Annotated in this window: 19 protein-coding genes; 4 read left to right on the forward strand and 15 right to left on the reverse strand. The window is 62.2% G+C overall.

The features are described 5' to 3' along the window. The first annotated feature begins 30 nt into the window (after nt 1-30). Both J2045_RS08060 and J2045_RS08065 read left to right on the forward strand, forming a co-directional pair. Nucleotides 31-1,248, forward strand: a complete 1,218-nt coding sequence (locus J2045_RS08060) for a mandelate racemase/muconate lactonizing enzyme family protein (RefSeq protein ID WP_307371444.1) — start codon at nt 31-33, stop codon at nt 1,246-1,248. Nucleotides 1,249-1,257: 9 nt separating this feature from the next. Beyond that, complete coding sequence (locus J2045_RS08065; RefSeq protein ID WP_307371447.1) at nt 1,258-2,877, forward strand: GMC family oxidoreductase; 1,620 nt, start codon at nt 1,258-1,260, stop codon at nt 2,875-2,877. 66 nt (nt 2,878-2,943) lie between these two features. Here J2045_RS08065 and J2045_RS08070 read toward each other — a convergent pair whose 3' ends face one another. The 8 genes from J2045_RS08070 to J2045_RS08105 all read right to left on the reverse strand — a co-directional run bounded on the left by J2045_RS08070 (nt 2,944) and on the right by J2045_RS08105 (nt 11,840). Then, nucleotides 2,944-3,351, reverse strand: a complete 408-nt coding sequence (locus tag J2045_RS08070) for a F0F1 ATP synthase subunit epsilon (RefSeq protein ID WP_307371449.1) — start codon at nt 3,349-3,351, stop codon at nt 2,944-2,946. Between the two features lie 69 nt (nt 3,352-3,420). Beyond that, complete coding sequence (atpD, locus tag J2045_RS08075; protein ID WP_307371452.1) at nt 3,421-4,884, reverse strand: F0F1 ATP synthase subunit beta; 1,464 nt, start codon at nt 4,882-4,884, stop codon at nt 3,421-3,423. A gap of 24 nt (nt 4,885-4,908) precedes the next feature. Then, nucleotides 4,909-5,787, reverse strand: coding sequence for a F0F1 ATP synthase subunit gamma (locus J2045_RS08080; protein ID WP_307371454.1), 879 nt, complete (start codon nt 5,785-5,787; stop codon nt 4,909-4,911). Between the two features lie 29 nt (nt 5,788-5,816). Then, the gene (atpA, locus tag J2045_RS08085) at nt 5,817-7,346 is read right to left on the reverse strand and encodes a F0F1 ATP synthase subunit alpha (RefSeq protein ID WP_102020980.1); all 1,530 of its coding nucleotides are present in this window, start codon (nt 7,344-7,346) and stop codon (nt 5,817-5,819) included. Continuing rightward, a complete protein-coding gene (locus tag J2045_RS08090; RefSeq protein WP_307371457.1) occupies nt 7,346-7,912 on the reverse strand; it encodes a F0F1 ATP synthase subunit delta in 567 nt (188 codons plus the stop codon). The genes atpA and J2045_RS08090 overlap by 1 nt, the downstream gene beginning before the upstream one ends. A 263-nt stretch (nt 7,913-8,175) precedes the next feature. Continuing rightward, nucleotides 8,176-8,559 (reverse strand): AGROH133_08824 family phage infection protein, encoded by a 384-nt coding sequence (locus J2045_RS08095; RefSeq protein ID WP_307371459.1) that lies wholly within the window; start codon nt 8,557-8,559, stop codon nt 8,176-8,178. Between the two features lie 113 nt (nt 8,560-8,672). Beyond that, nucleotides 8,673-10,886, reverse strand: coding sequence for a primosomal protein N' (locus tag J2045_RS08100; RefSeq protein WP_307371461.1), 2,214 nt, complete (start codon nt 10,884-10,886; stop codon nt 8,673-8,675). Between the two features lie 60 nt (nt 10,887-10,946). Next, on the reverse strand, nt 10,947-11,840 hold the full coding sequence (locus J2045_RS08105) for a GNAT family N-acetyltransferase (protein ID WP_307371463.1): 894 nt from the start codon (nt 11,838-11,840) through the stop codon (nt 10,947-10,949). Nucleotides 11,841-11,985: 145 nt separating this feature from the next. Between J2045_RS08105 and J2045_RS08110 the strand changes: the two genes are divergently transcribed. Further along, a complete protein-coding gene (locus J2045_RS08110) occupies nt 11,986-12,909 on the forward strand; it encodes a tyrosine recombinase XerC (protein WP_307371465.1) in 924 nt (307 codons plus the stop codon). A 90-nt stretch (nt 12,910-12,999) separates the two neighbouring features. After that, nucleotides 13,000-14,091: a TraB/GumN family protein gene (locus tag J2045_RS08115; RefSeq protein ID WP_307371467.1), complete on the forward strand. Its 1,092-nt coding sequence runs from the start codon at nt 13,000-13,002 to the stop codon at nt 14,089-14,091. Here the strand turns inward: J2045_RS08115 and J2045_RS08120 are convergent. From J2045_RS08120 to odhB, 7 genes are all read right to left on the reverse strand, one after another. Next, nucleotides 14,072-14,572 carry a DUF2867 domain-containing protein gene (locus J2045_RS08120; protein WP_307371469.1) on the reverse strand — a complete coding sequence of 167 codons (501 nt, stop codon included), beginning with the start codon at nt 14,570-14,572 and terminating at the stop codon, nt 14,072-14,074. The genes J2045_RS08115 and J2045_RS08120 overlap by 20 nt on opposite strands. 17 nt (nt 14,573-14,589) lie before the next feature. Then, nucleotides 14,590-15,090: a cytochrome b gene (locus J2045_RS08125; protein ID WP_307371471.1), complete on the reverse strand. Its 501-nt coding sequence runs from the start codon at nt 15,088-15,090 to the stop codon at nt 14,590-14,592. Nucleotides 15,091-15,218: 128 nt separating this feature from the next. Continuing rightward, entirely contained in the window at nt 15,219-16,625 is a 1,407-nt protein-coding gene (gene lpdA / locus J2045_RS08130; RefSeq protein ID WP_307371473.1) for a dihydrolipoyl dehydrogenase, read from the reverse strand. A gap of 25 nt (nt 16,626-16,650) precedes the next feature. Next, entirely contained in the window at nt 16,651-17,400 is a 750-nt protein-coding gene (locus J2045_RS08135; RefSeq protein WP_307371475.1) for an SDR family oxidoreductase, read from the reverse strand. Then, the gene (locus J2045_RS08140; protein ID WP_307371477.1) at nt 17,397-17,891 is read right to left on the reverse strand and encodes a hypothetical protein; all 495 of its coding nucleotides are present in this window, start codon (nt 17,889-17,891) and stop codon (nt 17,397-17,399) included. The genes J2045_RS08135 and J2045_RS08140 overlap by 4 nt, the downstream gene beginning before the upstream one ends. A gap of 8 nt (nt 17,892-17,899) precedes the next feature. Further along, nucleotides 17,900-18,313 carry an MAPEG family protein gene (locus J2045_RS08145; protein ID WP_307371479.1) on the reverse strand — a complete coding sequence of 138 codons (414 nt, stop codon included), beginning with the start codon at nt 18,311-18,313 and terminating at the stop codon, nt 17,900-17,902. Nucleotides 18,314-18,325: 12 nt separating this feature from the next. After that, the gene (gene odhB / locus J2045_RS08150; RefSeq protein ID WP_307371481.1) at nt 18,326-19,555 is read right to left on the reverse strand and encodes a 2-oxoglutarate dehydrogenase complex dihydrolipoyllysine-residue succinyltransferase; all 1,230 of its coding nucleotides are present in this window, start codon (nt 19,553-19,555) and stop codon (nt 18,326-18,328) included.

Genomic DNA, 19,555 nt, shown 5'->3' on the forward strand with positions numbered 1-19,555 from the left:
CGGCTCAAGAACTCTTCATCGGGGGCATCCATGAAAGTCGCTTCGCTCAAGACACACATTGTCGCCACGCCCGCACCGCATATCGGAGGCATGTACTGGATCTTCGTCGAGCTGGAGACGGCCTGCGGCGTCAAGGGCGTCGGCGAGATCTATTCGACCGCCTTCCACCCCTCAGGCATCGCCGTCCTAGTCGAAGACGTCTTCACCCGCTATCTCGAAGGTCACGATCCGCACCAGATCGAGCGCTTCTGGCGCGCCGCCTATTCGAGCGGCTTCACCCAGCGGCCCGACCCGACCATGCTGGGTATCATCTCAGGCCTCGAAATCGCCTGCTGGGACATCATCGGCAAGGCGGCGGGACGGCCGGTGGCCGATCTTCTCGGCGGCCCGGTCCACGACAAACTGCGCGCCTATACCTATCTCTACCCAAAAAACGCATCGGGCGAATACGACTACAACGATCCGGATCTCGCCGCCGAAGAGGCGATCCGCATGGTCGAGGCCGGTTTCACCGGGTTGAAATTCGATCCGGCCGGCCCCTACACCAACTATTCCGGTCACCAGTTGTCGCTGGCCGTCATGGATCGCTGCGAGGAGTTTTGCCGCAAGATCCGCGATGCCATCGGCAATCGCGCTGACATCCTCTTCGGTACCCACGGCCAGATGGTACCCTCCTCGGCAATCCGTCTTGCCAAGCGGCTCGAAAAGTACGATCCGCTCTGGTTCGAGGAGCCCGTTCCGCCCGGCCAGGAAGCGGCGATGGCCGAAGTCGCTCGCGCCACTTCGATACCCGTGTCGACGGGCGAGCGCCTGACGACGAAATACGAATTCCAGAGAGTATTGCAGCTTGGCTCTGCCTCCATCCTGCAGATGAATGTCGCTCGCGTCGGCGGCTTGCTGGAGGCGAAGAAGATCGCCGGGATGGCCGAGTCCTTTTATGCGCAGATCGCGCCGCATCTCTACAACGGCCCGGTCGGGGCTGCCGCCTCGATCCAGCTTGCGGCGACCTGCCCGAACTTCCTGATCCATGAGGCGATCATGGATTTTGGCGGTTTCCATGCCGAGGTGCTGAAGACGAAGCTAGGCTTCGACGACGGCTATCTCATCCCGTCTCGCGAGCCGGGCCTCGGCATCGAGCTGAACCACGACGTCATCGCCAGGCACACGCCCTATACCGGCGAGCGGCTGCATCTGCAAATGGCGGCGGAGCATGCCGACGTGAAGGCCTTCGCACCGGCCAAGGGCTGAGGTGGCACCATGATCTTCGATTTCATCGTGGTCGGTGCTGGCTCGGCAGGCTGCATCGTGGCGAGCCGCCTGAGCGAAAGCGGGCGTTATTCCGTGTTGCTCATCGAGGCCGGAGGCGAAGACAAGTCCTTCTGGTTCAAGATCCCCGTGGGCTACGCCAAGAGCTATTACAATCCGAAGGTCAACTGGATGTACCGCACCGAGCCCGAGCCCAATCTCGCCGGCAGGCGGATCTATGCACCGCGTGGCAAGGTGCAGGGCGGCTCCGGCTCGATCAATGCCATGGTCTTTGTGCGCGGCGCGCGTCAGGATTTCGACGACTGGCGCGACGCGGGCAATCCCGGTTGGGGCTTCGACGACGTGCTGCCCTACTTCCGCAAGCTGGAAACCCATGCCCGTGGCGAGAGCCCCTGGCATGGCGCGAATGGCCCGATCCATGTGACCCCGATGCGTGGCGCCACGCATCCGGTCAGTGACGCCTTTCTTGATGCCTGTGACGAGCTCGGTATCCCCCTGAACGAGGATTTCAACGGCGCGACGATCGAAGGCGCCGGCGTCTACGACGTCAACACAAGGCGCGGCCAGCGCTCCCACTCAAGCGCGGAGTATCTGCGACCGGCGCTCAAGCGAGCGAACCTGACGATCGAGCGCGAGGCCCATGCGCGGCGTCTGCTGGTCGAAACCGACGGCAGGGTTTCCGGCGTCGAGGTCATGCAGCATGGCCGGGTGAGAAGCTTCAGCGCTCGCCGCGAGGTGATCCTGGCAGCTGGGGCCGTCGACACGCCCAAGCTGATGCAGCTTTCAGGCTTCGGCGATGGAGCAAACCTGTTTGCCCAGGGCATCGAAACGCGCAAACATCTGCCCGCCGTCGGGCGGAACCTTCAGGACCATCTCTGCGCCAGCTTCTACTACCGCTCGAAGAAACCGACGCTGAACGGCGATTTTGCCAGTGTCATTGGCCAGGCCCGCTTTGGCCTGATGTGGCTGTTGAAGCGCAGCGGCCCCTTTGCGATGAGCGTCAATCAGGCCGGCGGCTTCTTCCGGGGCTCGCCGGAGGAGATCAGGCCGAACATCCAGCTCTATTTCAACCCGCTCTCCTACCGCATTCCGGACAATCCGCGAGCAGGTCTGACGCCCGAGCCCTATCCTGGCTTCCTGATCGCCTTCAATGCCTGCCGGCCGACGAGCAAGGGGACGGTGACCATCGCGTCACCCGATGCCGCAGACGCACCGCTTATTCGACCGAACTACCTGTCGACGGAGCGGGACATCGCGGAGGTCGTGCAGGGCAGCCGGTTGATGCGGCGGATTGCGGATGCCCGGGCACTGTCGGATTGGGTGGAGGAGGAAGTATCACCGTCCAAGACCGTCGACAGCGACGACAAGCTGCTCGACTATTTCCGCCTTAACAGCGGCTCCATCTATCACCTCTGCGGCACCTGCGCGATGGGCAGCGATCCCCGCGAAACTGTGGTGGATGCCCGGCTCCGTGTGCATGGCGTGCCGGGGCTGCGGATCGTCGATGCCTCTGTCTTCCCGAACATCACGGCAGGCAACATCAACGCGCCGACGATGATGGTCGGCGAAAAGGGTGCGGCGATGATCCTGGAAGACGCTGTCTCCGCCTGACATCAGGGCATGAAAAAGCCGGACCCGAGGGCCCGGCTTAAATTCTTGTCGATCGTCAGCAGCCGATCACGCAGCCACGAGAACGCCGTTCAGGTTGGTGAGCTCAGCGAGATACTGCTCGAGCTTGGTGCGGTGCTCGTGATGCTCGACACCTTCCAGCTCCTTGCGGGCTTCGTCGATGCGCTTCGTCAGCGTATCAGGCAAAATCTCGGCCAGCGGAACGGCGGATTCGGCGAGCAGCGTGCAGCCGGTCGGCAGGACGTCGGCAAAACCACCGAAGACCACATACTTGGACACCTGACCGGAAGCGAGCTTCACGGTCACCACGCCCGGCTTGATGGTCGTCATGGTCGGCGCATGATTGGCCATGACGGTCATTTCGCCTTCCGTTGCCGGAATGACGACTTCGCTGACCTGTTCGGAGAGCAGAAGACGCTCGGGCGAAACGAGCTCAAAGTTGAAATTGTCGGCCATGGTCGTTCACTTCTCTGATGAAGGATGGAGCGGCACGCGAGGCTTCCCGCGTGCCGGCAGTCCCGATACTTAGGCGGCTTCGGCAGCCAGGCGCTTGGCCTTCTCGATGGCTTCCTCGATCGAGCCGACCATGTAGAAGGCGGCTTCCGGCAGGTGGTCGTAGTCGCCGTTGACCAGGCCCTTGAAGCCCTTGATCGTGTCTTCGAGAGCCACCAGCTTGCCCGGCGAACCGGTGAAGACTTCAGCAACGAAGAACGGCTGCGACAGGAAGCGTTCGATCTTGCGGGCGCGGGCAACGGTCTGCTTGTCGTCTTCCGACAGTTCGTCCATGCCGAGAATCGCGATGATGTCCTGCAGGGCCTTGTAGCGCTGCAGCGTCGACTGAACCTTACGAGCAACTTCGTAGTGCTCTTCGCCGATGATCATCGGGTCGAGCATGCGCGAGGTCGAGTCGAGCGGGTCAACGGCCGGGTAGATACCCTTTTCGGCGATCGAACGCGACAGAACGGTCGTTGCGTCCAGGTGGGCGAACGAGGTGGCCGGAGCCGGGTCGGTCAAGTCGTCGGCGGGAACGTAGATGGCCTGAACCGAGGTGATCGATCCCTTGGTCGTGGTGGTGATGCGTTCCTGCATCTGGCCCATGTCGGTGGCGAGCGTCGGCTGGTAACCAACGGCCGACGGGATACGGCCGAGCAGAGCCGACACTTCCGAACCTGCCTGGGTGAAGCGGAAGATGTTGTCGACGAAGAACAGAACGTCCTGGCCCTTGTCGCGGAAGTCTTCAGCGATCGTGAGGCCGGTCAGAGCAACGCGAGCGCGGGCGCCCGGCGGTTCGTTCATCTGGCCGTAAACGAGCGCAGCCTTCGAGCCTTCGCCGCCGCCGTGCTTGTTAACGCCGGACTCGATCATTTCGTGGTAAAGGTCGTTGCCTTCGCGGGTACGCTCACCCACGCCTGCGAAGACCGAGTAACCACCGTGCGCCTTAGCGACGTTGTTGATCAGTTCCATGATGAGAACGGTCTTGCCAACGCCGGCGCCGCCGAACAGGCCGATCTTACCGCCCTTGGCGTAAGGAGCCAGAAGGTCGACGACCTTGATGCCGGTGACCAGGATCTGGGCTTCGGTCGACTGCTCGACGTAAGCCGGGGCTTCCTGGTGGATAGAACGCTTCGATTCGGTGACCAGCGGACCAGCTTCGTCAACCGGCTCGCCGATAACGTTCATGATGCGGCCGAGCGTTTCCGGACCGACCGGAACCGAGATCGGAGCGCCCGTGTCGGAGACCGGCTGGCCGCGGACGAGACCTTCGGTCGAGTCCATGGCGATCGTGCGGACCTGGTTTTCGCCGAGGTGCTGCGCGACTTCGAGAACGAGGCGGTTGCCGCCGTTGTCGGTTTCCAGCGCGTTCAGGATCGGGGGCAGTTCGCCTTCGAATGCGACGTCAACGACGGCGCCGATGACCTGCGTGACCTTGCCGAGAGCACCGGCTGCGGACTTCACCGCCTTAGACTTGGGGGTAGCTGCCTTAGCCATTTATCTTACCCTCTTTCCTTAACCTCAGAGCGCTTCCGCGCCCGAAATGATTTCAATGAGTTCCTTGGTGATCTGCGCCTGACGCTGGCGGTTGTACGAAAGCGTCAGCTTGTTGATCATCTCACCGGCATTGCGCGTCGCATTGTCCATGGCGCTCATCTTGGCGCCCATTTCACCAGCAACGTTTTCGAGCAGGGCCCGGAAAATCTGAACCGAGATGTTGCGCGGGATGAGATCCTCGAGGATCCCAGCCGCATCCGGCTCGTATTCGTAAAGCGCGGATGCACCACCCTGCGGAGCAGCTTCGGCCGGAGCGGCCGGGATGATCTGCTGGGCGGTCGGGATCTGGCTGATCACCGACTTGAACTCGGAATAGAACAGCGTGCAGACATCGAATTCGCCACGCTCGAACATGCCGATGACCTTGCGACCGATGGCATCTGCATTGGTGAAGCCGATACGCTTCACTTCGCGCAGATCCGCACGCTCGACGATCATGCCGGCAAATTCGCGGCGCAGGCTGTCGTAGCCCTTCTTGCCAACGCAGAAGATCTTGACCGTCTTGCCCTGGGCCAGGAGCTTGCGCGCATGGTCACGGGCGAAACGCGAGATCGACGAGTTGAAACCGCCACACAGACCACGCTCGGCGGTGCAGACGACGAGCAGATGCACGTCGTCCTTGCCGGTGCCGGTCATCAGGCGCGGTGCGCTGTCGTCCGAACCCACGGCTTGCGCGATGTTGGCCAGGACGACACCCATGCGCTGCGAGTACGGGCGGGCAGCCTCGGCCGCCTCCTGCGCACGACGCAGCTTCGCCGCGGCGACCATCTTCATCGCCTTGGTGATCTTCTGCGTCGCCTTGACGGAGGCGATCCGGTTTTTCAGATCCTTAAGTGAAGGCATCCGTTATCCGTCCTTGGCTTGAGCCTGAATTAGGCGAAGTTCTTCGCGAAAGTATCGAGAGCGGCCTTGAGCTTGCCCTTGGTATCGTCGCTGATCGCCTTTTCGGTGCGGATCGCATCGAGGATCGCCTTGCCTTCCGAACGGAGGTAGGAAAGGAAGCCCTGCTCGAACTTGCCGACCTGATTGACCGGGACCTTGTCCAGGTAACCGTTCACGCCAGCAAAGATCACCGCAACCTGCTCTTCCGTCTTCAGCGGCGAGAACTGCGGCTGCTTCAGGAGTTCCGTCAGACGGGCACCACGGTTCAGCAGGCGCTGGGTGGCGGCGTCGAGGTCAGAACCGAACTGGGCGAAGGCGGCCATTTCGCGATACTGGGCGAGTTCACCCTTGATCGAGCCGGCAACCTGCTTCATCGCCTTGATCTGAGCGGCAGAACCAACGCGCGAAACCGAGAGACCGACGTTAACGGCCGGACGGATACCCTGGTAGAACAGGTCGGTTTCAAGGAAGATCTGACCGTCGGTGATCGAGATGACGTTGGTCGGAATGAAGGCCGAAACGTCGTTACCCTGGGTTTCGATAACCGGCAGAGCGGTCAGCGAGCCAGCACCGGCAGCGTCGCCCATCTTGGCGGCGCGCTCGAGAAGCCGCGAATGCAGATAGAAGACGTCGCCCGGATAAGCTTCGCGGCCCGGCGGACGGCGCAGAAGAAGCGACATCTGGCGGTAAGCGACAGCCTGCTTGGACAGGTCGTCATAAGCGATCAGGGCATGCATGCCGTTGTCGCGGAAGTATTCGCCCATCGCGCAACCGGCGAACGGTGCGAGATACTGCATCGGAGCCGGGTCCGAAGCGGTAGCAGCAATGATGATCGAGTACTGGAGAGCGCCACGCTCTTCGAGAACCTTCACGAACTGAGCAACCGTCGAACGCTTCTGGCCGATAGCAACGTAAACGCAGTACAGCTTTTCAGCGTCCGGACCATTGTCGTGAATGGCCTTCTGGTTGAGGAAGGCATCCAGGATGATCGCGGTCTTGCCGGTCTGACGGTCGCCGATGACGAGCTCGCGCTGGCCACGGCCAACCGGGATGAGGGCGTCGATAGCCTTGAGGCCGGTCGACATCGGCTCATGAACCGACTTGCGCGGGATGATGCCAGGAGCCTTTACGTCGACGCGCGAACGGCGGGTCGCGTTGATCGGGCCCTTGCCGTCGATCGGGTTGCCAAGCGCGTCAACGACGCGGCCGAGCAGTTCCGGACCAACCGGAACGTCAACGATGGCACCGGTCCGCTTGACGATGTCGCCTTCCTTGATGCCACGGTCGGCACCGAAGATAACCACACCGACGTTGTCGGCCTCGAGGTTGAGCGCCATACCGCGGATGCCGCCCGGGAACTCGACCATTTCGCCGGCCTGAACATTGTCGAGGCCGTAGACGCGGGCGATACCGTCACCGACGGACAGAACCTGGCCAACTTCAGAGACTTCCGCCTCTTTGCCGAAGTTCTTGATTTGATCTTTCAGAATTGCGGAAATTTCCGCGGCGCGGATATCCATCAGCCAACCTCTTTCAGTGCAAGCTTAAGGGTGGAAAGTTTGGTGCGAAGGGACGTGTCGATCTGGCGGGAGCCGACCTTCACGATCAGGCCGCCGAGCAGGGAAGGATCGACCGTGACGGAGATCGAGACTTCATTGCCGGTAACGCCCTTCAGCGCCGCTTTCAGTTCGGTTTCCTGCTCAGCCGTGAGGGCGTGAGCAGAGGTGACGTCAGCCGTGATCTCACCCTTGTGACGGGCAGCGATCTGGCGATAGGCAGCCACCATGCCAGGAACGGCAAACAGGCGGCGATTGCTTGCAACGACCTTCAGGAAGTTCAACACCAGCGCGTTGAAACCGGCCTTTTCGCCGATAGCGCTGATGGCCTTGACCTGATCTTCGGCCGTGAAGACGGGCGACAGGACCAGACGCTTCAGATCGCCGCTTTCGTCGATCATCGCCTGGAAACGGTTGAGATCGGCAGCAACGGCGTCAATTGCGCCGCCTTCGAGCGCGAGCTCGAAAAGCGACGAAGCGTAACGCTCCGCCACGCCTGAAATCACTTGGGATGCGTCTGCCACGGGCAAAAAATTCCCTGATCTTGATCCAGGATGCCGGACACCTCGATTGAGGCCTCTCAAACTCCTGATATCGTTTTGTTTTTCCCCAAAAACACAAGCATGCTGCACTTGCGTTTTCCGAATTTCGCGGTTCGTCTAGCATAGCAGGTCTAGACTCGCAACACGCGTATTAACGGTTTGCTCCCTGAGAGCAAGGCCTCGCGGCGTTTTTTGTCCGAAACTGCGTCAAATTGGCGAGACTGCAGGGTCAGAACCCTGTGAACCGATCTTCAAGTCAGACCAAAGACATAGGCGAGCGTGAGAGAAGCGATCAACACCTGCACAACCAGAAGGAGAAGGTTGCGCCAGGTGCTGCCATGGTCGGACATGATGGAGAGTATCCGGGCGAAGGCGGAGAGGCCGACAGCGGCTCCAAAGGCGAGATAGACGGTCGGCTGGGCAAGCAGGAGCGCTGTGCCGGCGAAGCCGACGATCAGTCCGCCAACCGAGCGTGCAGCGCCCAGGCCTTCCGGGCGCCCCTCGGCAGCGGTGAGACCGAGCGCCTTCAGGGTGAGGCCTGGAGCAAAGAGGACGAAGCAGCCGACAAGCGCTGCTGCGGCAGCGGAGAGGAAGGCCAGTTGCTCGCCAAGTTCAGTGGGGAAGTAGAATTCCATGGATCAACCCGCGATGAAAGAAATCGCCGGGCTTATGCCACGAAACTGGCGTCTGCGGTATGGCCCCCAACGCCTTAATTCGCTGGCGATGCGACGGAAACCGCGCTGACCGCTCAGAGGAAGCTTTGCGGATCGACATCCACCTGCACTTGGATCGATCGACGCTCCTTCGGCCCCCGTTCCAGCATGCTGCGCACGAAGGCCTGCATGTCGCTGTTGCGGCGCCCATGCACCAAGAGCCGGAAGCGATGGCGTCCGCGGATCAGGGCCAGTGGCGCCTCAGCCGGACCAAGGATCATGATGCCGCTTTCATGGGGTGCTGCCTGGCGCAGCCCACGGGCATGGCCTTCCGCTTCGGCGCGCGTATCGGCCGAGACGATGATCGAGACCAGCCGCCCGTAAGGTGGCAGCTGGGCCCGCTCGCGCTCGGTGATCTCGCGTTCATAAAAGGCGGCCGCATCACCCGATACGATCGCCTGCATGACAGGATGTTGCGGCTGGAAGGTCTGCAGGAGGCCAAGGCTCTTGCGCCCGGTGCGGCCCGCGCGGCCTGTGACCTGGGAAAGCAGCTGAAAGGTGCGCTCGGCAGCCCGGGGATCGCCGTTCGACAGACCGATATCCGCATCGATGATGCCGACCAGCGTCATCAGCGGGAAGTTATGTCCCTTGGCGACGAGCTGGGTGCCGATGACGATATCGGCCTCACCATTGGCGATCGCCTCGAGTTCCAGTCTCAAGCGCTTCACCCCGCCTATATCCGAAGAGAGCACCAGCGTGCGCGCATCGGGAAAGTGCTTTTCCACTTCCTCGGCGATGCGCTCGACACCTGGGCCGCAGGCAACGAGGTGGTCCAACGTGCCGCATTCCGGGCAGGAATTCGGCGTCGGCTCGTGATAGCCGCATTGGTGGCACTGGATCTGGCCACGGAAACGATGCTCGACAAGCCAGCTCGAACATTGCGGGCACTGGAAGCGGTGGCCGCAGACACGGCAGAGCGTCAGCGGCGCGTAACCACGCCTGTTCAGGAAGAGCAGCGCCTGTTCGCCGCGCTCCACGGCCTTGCCGACGGATCGCAAAAGGATCGGCGACAGGAACCCACCCCGTTCGGGCGGCGCGCGACGCATATCGATGAGATGCAGATCCGGCATCGCCGCATCGGCAAAGCGGGTCGGCAGATGGATGCGCGTGTATCGCCCGGCGATGCAGTTGACCTGGCTCTCGACGGAGGGCGTCGCCGAGACCAGCACGACCGGGAAGTTTGCAATCCGCGCCCGCACGACCGCCATGTCCCGCGCATTATAAAAGACACGGTCTTCCTGCTTGAAGGCAGGATCATGCTCTTCGTCGACGATGATCAAGCCCAGATTTTCGAAGGGCAGGAAGAGCGCCGAGCGGGCGCCGGCAACGACGCGGATCTCGCCGGTCGCCACCTGGCGCCAGACCTTTTCACGCGTGCGGGTCGCAAGATCAGAATGCCATTCGCCGGGCTTGGAGCCGAAGCGATCCTGGAAGCGTTCGAGGAAGTTGGCCGTAAGCGCGATTTCCGGCAGCAGGATCAGCACCTGCTTGCCCTGTTTCAACGTCTCGGCAATCGCTTCGAAATAGACCTCCGTCTTGCCGGAGCCCGTCACGCCATCGATCAGGGAAACAGTGAAACCGCCCTTGCGCAGGCTGTCGAGAATCTCTTCGGCCGCCTCCTTCTGCGGACCGGCGAGCCGGTTCTCCGCGTAGTCAGGATCGGGAGCCGCAACCAGCGGCGGCGGCGGCAGGAAGACCTGTTCGAACACGCCCTGCTTGACGAGACCGTCGATGACGCTGGTCGAGACGCCGCTTGCATGAGCAAGCCCGCTTTTGGTCCAGGAGAGACCATCGGCCGCCATCTCCAGCACCTTCTGTCGTGCAGGCGTCAGACGCTCAGGCTCGTAGCCGGCATAGCGCAGTCCCTCGATCATCGGCTCCGGATCAAAGGCAGCGGGCGCACGAAGCGCCATGCGGGCGACATAGCCGGGCGGGGAAAGCGTGTAGGCAGCCACCCAGTCGAGGAAGGTGCGCATGTCCTTGTCGAGCGGCGGGCAATCGAAGACCTTGGTGATTTCCCTGAGCTTCTTCGGATCAACTGATGTGTCCTCGCCGCCATCCCAGACCACACCGATCACCTGACGCGGCCCGAGCGGCACCTGCACAATCGCACCCGGCTCGACCGTCAGCCCATCCGGCACGGCATAACTATAGGCAGTCGGCGCAGGCATGGGCACGAGCACCGGCACCACCTTGCGGCGCGGTGTCTCGAACAGCTCCCCGAACAGGCTTTTCGAATCGTCCTTCATCGGGCTGCAACTTGCCCCCTGAAGAACAGAAAGAAAACAGGCTTTATGTACGGGGAGAAATCAGCGGAAACTGCGGTCGGGATCGGCAGGCAGCTGATGGACGGTGTAATCCTCCAGCGCCCGGGTCACCTCGGCGGGATCCCCGTCGAGAGCCTCGACCGGAATCAGATTGCCGACGGTGAAATCGAAACGACCGCCGCGCTTGTTGAGAAGCTCGTAAAAGACGGTCATGTCGCGCAGTTCCGTCGACCAGCGGGCAAACCAGTAGAACAGGCCGGAATTACGCGCCTTCATGTTCACCGGCAGGATCGGCAGATTGTATTTGCGCGCAAGCGAGATGGCAGACGTCTTCCAGGGCCGCTCGTTGAGCTTGCCCTCATCCCAATAGGCGATGCGGCCGGACGGAAAGAGCACGGTTGCCCTGCCCTCTTCTACGGCCCGCGTGGTGAGTTTCAGCGTTTCGCGCGCCTTGAGCTTCGACTTGTGCTCTTCGCGCCATTCCACGGGGATGATGATTTCGGCAAGCCGCGGATTGACCCTGACGGCATCGCGGTTGGCGAAGAAGGTCATGTCGGGACGGCGGTCTTTCAGCAGATCATACATCGCAACCCCGTCGGCAATGCCGGTCGGGTGATTGCTGACCAGGATGAAGCCCCCGGATGACGGGATGCGATCAGCATGTCGGACCTGGATATCGAGGCCAAGAGCAGCGCTCAGATAGTCGAACACCTGCGGACCCGGCAGGTTGGCAACATCATTGGCGAACTGGATCGCCTTGTCGTAGCGCAGAACGCTATAGAGAAAGGGCCGCATGACGGGCCAGAGCGGATGCTCGACGAGCTTCTGTCCACGCTCGGCAATCAGCGTGTCGACGATATGCCCGGGGCGACCGTGGGAAAGAAGCGACAGGGTGTCGGTGACGCTTGCGAAGGTGGAGACGGGAGAGCGGCGCATCAGCAAATACCTCGCCAGAGTTCCAGAGGCGTTCTGGCAGCGATTTGTGATCCGTTCATGACAGCCCCGGCATTCGTCTTTCGTTAACCCTCCCGCGCCATCGTGCGAGGGCTGGCCGACACCCAACAACGCGGAAGGCGCGAAATTGATCCAGGCAGACGAAAAACTCCTCGGCGAACGCGCCGCCTGGCTGGAAAGCCTTGGCGCCGAGCGTCGGCTGTCGGGCAATACGCTGGAAGCCTATGAACGCGACACGCGGCAATTCCTTCAGTTCCTGTCCACCCATGTCGGCGGCATGGTCAAGATCCGCGATATCGAGGCGCTGCGCCCGGCGGATCTGCGCGGCTTCCTTGCCCATCGCCGAAAGGACGGGGCCGGTGCGCGAACGCTCGGTCGCCATTTGGCGGGCTTGCGCTCCTTCCTGCGTCACCTGGAACGCAAGGGCCTGGTCAATGCGGCGGGTGCGAGTGCGATCCGCTCACCGAAGCAGCCGAAATCCCTGCCCAAGCCACTCAGCGACCGTCAGGCTCTGGCCGTCGTCGCGATCGACACGCAGATGCACGAAGAGCCCTGGATCGCGGCCCGTGACGCAGCCGTGCTCTCGCTCCTGTATGGATGCGGTCTTCGCATCTCCGAGGCACTCGGGCTGACACCCGACGTTTTCCAGGGCAGACCGACCAGTCTGCGCATCACCGGCAAGGGCGGCAAGATGCGACTAGTGCCGTTGCTTCCGGTCGTCATGGAGGCGGTCGAAACCTATTATGGCCTCTGCCCTTATCATCTCGAACCCGGCGCTCCCCTCTTTCGGGGTGCCCGTGGTGGACCGCTTCAGCCGGCGATCATCCAGCGCGAGATGCAGAAGCTGCGCTCGGCCCTCGGCCTGCCGGATTCGGCCACGCCGCATGCGCTACGCCATTCCTTTGCGACCCATCTTCTCGGCAGCGGCGGGGACTTGAGGACGATCCAGGAACTGCTTGGCCATGCGAGCCTCTCGACCACACAGATCTACACCGGTGTCGACAGCGCACGCCTGCTCGACATCTACGATCGCGCCCATCCCCGCGCGTGACGAGAGCCGATCTCGCCCGCGTTAACCAAGATCCTTAATCGAACGTGAGGGCGATCGCTTCTATTCTCCGGACTTCTGACAGGAGACGACATGAACGCGCATCGCCTTTTCACGCTGCGACCGACCCTGCCGCGCCTTTCGCCGTCCGAGATCGGTCTCTGGATCGCCGGCGCGCTGCCGCTTGTGCTTGTCGCCCTGCTGCTGGCTACCCTGCTTGCGGTCAGCCCTGCCCGCGCATCCGATACCGCCTGCCATGGCGAGAACCTGCTCGTGGCCATGGAAAAGAATAAACCGGAAGAGCTTGCGAAGATCCGCGCGGAAGCCGCCAAGGTGCCGAATGGCCAAGGTATCTTCTGGAAGGTCGAGAAGGAGGGGCTCAAGCCTTCTTATCTGCTCGGCACCATGCATGTCACCGATCCCCGCGTTCTCACCATGCCGAACGGCGCCCGCGAAGCGGCGGCAGCGGCAGATGTGGTCGTCATCGAATCAGACGAGATCCTCGACGAGCAGAAGGCCGCCGCTTCGCTGCTCATGCATCCCGAACTCACCATGTTCACGGACGGCAAGTCCGTGAATGACCACCTCGACGCTACGGAACTCGCTAAACTGGAATCCGGCCTGAAGGAGCGCGGTCTCGCGCTTGGCGCCGTTGCCCGGATGAAGCCTTGGATCCTCGCGAGCTTCGTTGCGCTCCCCGCCTGCGAAATGTCGCGCAAGGCAGCCGGCGCCTCCTTCCTCGACAAGCAGATCGCGGAAGATGCGGTCAAAGCCGGCAAGCCGATCGCCGGGCTCGAAACCCTCGTGGAACAGCTCGAAGCCATGGCCGACCTGCCGGTCGACTTTCATTTCAAAGCTCTGATCGAGACGATCGCGCTCGGCGACAAGATGGAAGACGTCATCGAGACGATGACCGAGCTTTATCTCGCCGGTGACATCGGCATGACCATGCCCATGCTGAAGGCCGTGGCCCCGACCGAGTCAGGCGAAGACGAGAGCGCCTATGCCGCCTTCGAGACGCGGATCGTCCGCGACCGCAACCTGGTGATGGCCGAAGGCAGCAAGCAGCATCTCGCAAAGGGCAATGCCTTCATCGCCGTCGGTGCACTGCATCTGCCGGGCGAAGAAGGCTTGGTCGAACTTCTGCGCGGCCAGGGCTACACCGTTACGCGGATCGACGGCTGAGGCCTTTCGAAGCGGCAAAGCGCTTCAGGAAGGTCTTCACGATCAGCTTGTGGAACGGCGTGACGACGAGGATGTAGATCCGGCCAAACAGATTGTGCCGATTGACGAGCGTCGTCAGCGACACGTGTTGGTGGCCGGCACCCTCCGGCTCGACCGTCACGATGATCCGGAAATCGAGATGCTTGTCGTCGAAGCCGAGCAGGACGCGCTCACCATCATGATCAATCACCGGAAAGCCGCCGATCTTATTCTGACCGGTCAGTTCAAGCTCAGCCGATTTCAATCCGAAGAGACCGACAATCCGATTGCGGATCTTGAGCAGGGCCCCGACCCAGCGCGGCGCGCGACCCATTAGATCCCTGGCGACCTCCATAGGATCGAGATCGTTTCGATCAAGCCGGACGCAGTAGCTATCAGCCCAATCGGCTGAGGGAAGGTCGGGATGCGGAAGCGTCACACGCTGCTCGACGACAACACCCATCCGGTCCCCCTTGGCGATCACCCGCGCGTCATGCGCTTGGCGACCTGCGTCTTCCAGTAGAACTGATGTACCAGAAGCGCCAGAATGTGCACTGCGATCAAAAGCCACATGAGGCTCTTCAGCGGGCCACCATGCACGAAACCCGCAGTCTCGTTGCCGAAGTAGTAGGCGCCGATGCCGCTAAGCGGGATCAGGAAGAAGAGCGCATAGAAGGTGCCATGCGCCAGCTTCGCAGCGAGTGCCAACATCGGCGGCTCTTCGGCCGGCGCGGGTGGCGCACCGCGCGTCAGCCGGACCGCGAGCCGGACAAGCCCGAGACAGATCACAGCGATCCCGACATAGGCATGGATATTGGCGAAGGTCAGGTCCTCAGGGGAAGGGACCTCCCCACGCTCATAGGCTTCGGCCACCTCCTCCATCGCATCAGAGAAGATGAGATTGAACAGGATGAGCAAGGCCATCAGCCAGTGAAGGGCCTTCTGCGGGATGGAATAGGAGGCGGGCGCGACATGGGCCATGGTCTTGCCTTTCGGGAGGAGCAATGGGAGGCACTGACCACGCATGATAAAGGCCGCCGCTTGAGGCACAAGCGACGGCCTTCAATCTTACCGAAATATAATAATTGACCTATGTCAGGTCAGCAGGCTCACATATGCAGCGGCTTGAAGAAGGTCGCGAGTGCGGCTTCCTTCACGGCTTCCGACATGGTCGGGTGCGCGTGGCAGGTGCGGCCGAGATCTTCCGACGAACCGCCGAACTCCATCAGCACGGCCGCTTCGTGGATCATCTCGCCGGCGCCGAGACCGATGATGTGCACGCCGAGAACACGATCGGTGTCCTTGTCGGCGAGAACCTTGACGAAACCGTCCGAGGCGAGCATCGCGCGGGCACGACCATTGGCCGTGAACGGGAACTTGCCGACCTTATAGGATACGCCTGCAGCCTTCAGCTCTTCCTCGGTCTTGCCGACGGAAGCAACTTCCGGCTGGGTGTAGACGACGCCCGGGATGACCTCGTAGTTAACGTGGCCATGCTGGCCGGCGAGGATTTCGGCAAGCGCCACGCCTTCGTCTTCCGCCTTGTGGGCCAGCATCGGGCCCTTGACCACATCGCCGATCGCAAAGATGCCGGCAACATTGGTGCGGTAGTGGCCGTCGATCTCGACGCGACCACGATTGTCGAGCGCAACGCCGGATTCTTCAAGGCCGAGACCAGCCGTGTAGGGCTTGCGGCCAGTGGCGACGAGCACCAAGTCGGCGTCGAGCGTCTGGGCTTCGCCGCCCTTGACCGGCTCGAACGTGACCTTGGCGCCATCACCCGACTTGACCACACCGGTGACCTTGGCGCCAAGATTGAATTCCATGCCCTGCTTGGCAAGGATACGCTGGAACTGCTTGGAGACTTCGCCGTCCATACCGCCGAGGATCGTGTCGAGATATTCGACAACGGTGACCTTTGCGCCGAGGCGCGACCAGACCGAGCCGAGCTCGAGGCCGATGACACCGCCGCCGACGACGATCATCTTGGCCGGAACCTTTTCAAGCGCGATACCGCCGGTCGAGGACACGATGATCTTCTCATCGATCTCGACCGCAACGCCCGGAATGCCGGCGACGTCGGAGCCGGTGGCGATGACGATGTTTTTGGTCTCGAGAACCTGGACCTCACCCGCATCATTGGTGACCTGCACCTTGCCGGCGCCGAGGATCTTGCCCGTCCCCTGGATGCCGTCGATCTTGTTCTTCTTGAACAGGAAGGCGACGCCCTCGACGTTCGACTTCACGGTCGCGTCCTTGTGGGCCATCATCTTGGAAAGGTTCAGCGTCGGCGCGCCGACTTCGACACCGAGATCCGCCATGCCGTGGGCGGCCTGGTGGAAGACTTCCGACGCATGCAGCAGGGCCTTGGACGGAATGCAGCCGATGTTGAGGCAGGTGCCGCCATAGGTGGCGCGCTTTTCGACCACGGCAACCTTCATGCCGAGTTGGGCCGCCTTGATGGCGCAGACATAGCCGCCGGGACCGGAGCCGATAACGATGACATCATAAGACATGGGGAGCTTCCTTCGTTTTCGACGGTTACCGACCGCCGCTGACATTCAAGAGGGCACCCGTCACATAGGATGCCTGAGGCGAGAGGAGATAAAGAACGCTGTCGGCCACTTCGTCCGCCGTTCCGGGCCTTTGCATCGGAACAACGGGCGCCAGATCGCGCGCCCTGTCCGGCAATCCGCCGGATGCGTGAATTTCGGTATCGATGATGCCGGGCCTGACAGCATTGACCCGGATACCCTCGGTCGCGACTTCGCGCGAGAGCCCGACAGTAAAGGTATCCACCGCAGCCTTGGCGGCGGCATAGTCGACATATTGTCCTGCACTGCCGATCACCGCGGCCATGGAGGAGATGTTGACGATCACACCTCCCTGCCCGCCATGTTTCGTCGACATGCGCTTCACCGCTTCCGTGGCACAGCGGATCTTGCCGATCACATTGACGGCGAACATGCGGTCGAGCCGCGCCCGGTCGAATTCCTCGACCCGCGCCGTGACGTCGACGACGCCGGCATTGTTGACGAGACCAAAGAGCGGTCCCAGCCGGTCAACGGCGGCGAAGATCGCGGCAATGCCCTCTTCGGTGGCGGTATCACCCTGGACGATTTCCGCACCGGCGCCGAGCGTCCGGCAGTCCGCGGCGACGGCCTCGGCAGCCGCCTTGTCCGAGCGATAGTTCACCAGCAGATCACAACCCTGCGCTGCAGCCTTGCGGCAGATGGCAGCACCGATGCCGCGGCTACCACCGGTGACGAGAAGGAGAGGACGGCTACTCATGACGCGCATCCCTTGAACTCGAAGACATCCCAGGGGGCGCTTTCCATGCCCTTGCCGACGACCGACGACAGGATGGCGGGGCCGAAGCCAGGCAGCAGAAGCGCGTCGGGTGCATCGGCCCCTTCCGGGGGCAAGAGATCGACATGGCCGGTCGCCTCGTCGATGCCGTAGACGATGCCCTTCCAGACGGTACAGGCGGCAATCGTCGCACCAGTCACGTCGCCGTCCGGGCAATTGTTCATCAGCATGCCGATGGGTCGCTCGATCTCGGGATCGTAGAGGACGTGGCCAGTAAGCTTGTACTTGCCGATCTCCGTGCGGAAGCCATGCGTCACAGGCGTGTTCTCGCCGCTGGCAGCAGCAAAGACAAGCTCGACTCCGGTTTCGGCTTCGCGGTAGGTGGCTTTTTCAATCCGGCAATCGGCAGCCGAAGCTGCGGGACAGAGCGCAAGCGCGGCAAGAAGAACGGCTGCTCCTGACGACGCGCCCATGCCTCACCTCAAAACGCCAGCGCGAGAAACATCAGCCCAAGGCCGACCATCGACCCGGTCCAGACGACAGAGCGGATATAGGGAACGCCCGCGAGATAGAGCGGGTAATAGACGATCCGCCCGACGAACCAGACGATCGCACCGGTCAACCCGAGACCCGCAGTCTCGCCCGTAAAGAGCAAGCCAGCGGCAAGTGCCACAAACGCGGGATAGGTCTCGCGAAAATTCGATGAGGCGCGGGCAGCACGGCCGGCGAGTTTGCTCGCCGGCTGCTTGTTATCGTCACGCGGGCCGGCATTCCACTGCGTGCCCAACTCCTTGGTGGCGAGCATGCCCTGCGTGAGGACATGCGCAACCAGAAGGACCACGCTCCAGGCAAGGAGCGTGACGAGCAGAGAGGCGGAAGCAGATACCGGCTCCATCGTGAGTTTTCCTTAGAGATCGAGAACCAGACGTTCCGGATCCTCAAGGCTTTCCTTGACGCGGACGAGGAAGGTGACGGCTTCCTTGCCGTCGACGATGCGGTGATCGTAGGAGAGCGCGAGATACATCATCGGACGGATGACGATCTGGCCGCCGACAACGACCGGACGCTCCTGGATCTTGTGCATGCCGAGGATACCCGACTGCGGCGCATTCAGGATCGGCGAAGACATCAGCGAGCCGTAGACGCCACCATTCGAGATGGTGAAGGTGCCGCCCTGCATGTCGGCCATCGAGAGCTGACCGTCGCGCGCTGCCTTGCCGAGGCGACCGATGTCCTTCTCGATTTCGGCGATCGACATCTGGTCGGCATCGCGCACGATCGGAACGACCAGGCCCTTGTCCGTGCCGACGGCAACGCCGATGTGGCAGTAGTTCTTGTAGATGATGTCGGTGCCGTCGATTTCGGCGTTGACGGCCGGCAGTTCCTTCAGCGCATGGGTCACGGCCTTGGTGAAGAAGCCCATGAAGCCGAGCTTCACGCCATGCTTCTTCTCGAAGATATCCTTGTAGCGGTTGCGCAGGTCCATGACAGCCTTCATGTCCACCTCGTTATAGGTGGTGAGCATGGCAGCGGTGTTCTGGGCATCCTTCAGGCGCTTGGCGATCGTCTGGCGCAGACGGGTCATCTTCACGCGCTCTTCACGCGATGCGTCGTCACCGGAAGACGCCGGACGCGGCGCAGCCGGGGTGGCAGCCGGTGCCGGAGCGGAGACGCCCTTGGCGATGGCGGCGATGACGTCGCCCTTCAGCACCTGGCCACGCTTGCCGGAACCATCGACATCAGCGGTCGAGATGTTGTTGTCGGCAGCAAGCTTGGCAGCAGCCGGAGCAGCCGGCATGGCCGAGGGAGCAGCCGGAGCAGCGGCGGCCGGAGCAGGCGCAGCAGCAGGAGCCGGTGCTGCGGCAGGAGCCGGAGCGGCTGCACCGGCGGAGCCTGCAGCACCTTCAGCGATCTGGCCGAGCAGCGCGCCGAGACCGACGGTCTCGCCGTTCTGGGCGACGATTTCAGTCAGAACGCCCGAGACCGGCGACGGGACTTCGACGGTCACCTTGTCGGTTTCCAGTTCGACGAGGGGCTCGTCGGCCTTGACGGTGTCACCGACCTTCTTGAACCAGGTGCCAATAGTGGCTTCGCTGACGGATTCGCCGAGGGTGGGTACGCGGATTTCAGTGGCCAT

It is taken from the genome of Peteryoungia aggregata LMG 23059, from assembly GCF_030814435.1.
Taxonomy (GTDB): domain Bacteria; phylum Pseudomonadota; class Alphaproteobacteria; order Rhizobiales; family Rhizobiaceae; genus Allorhizobium; species Allorhizobium aggregatum.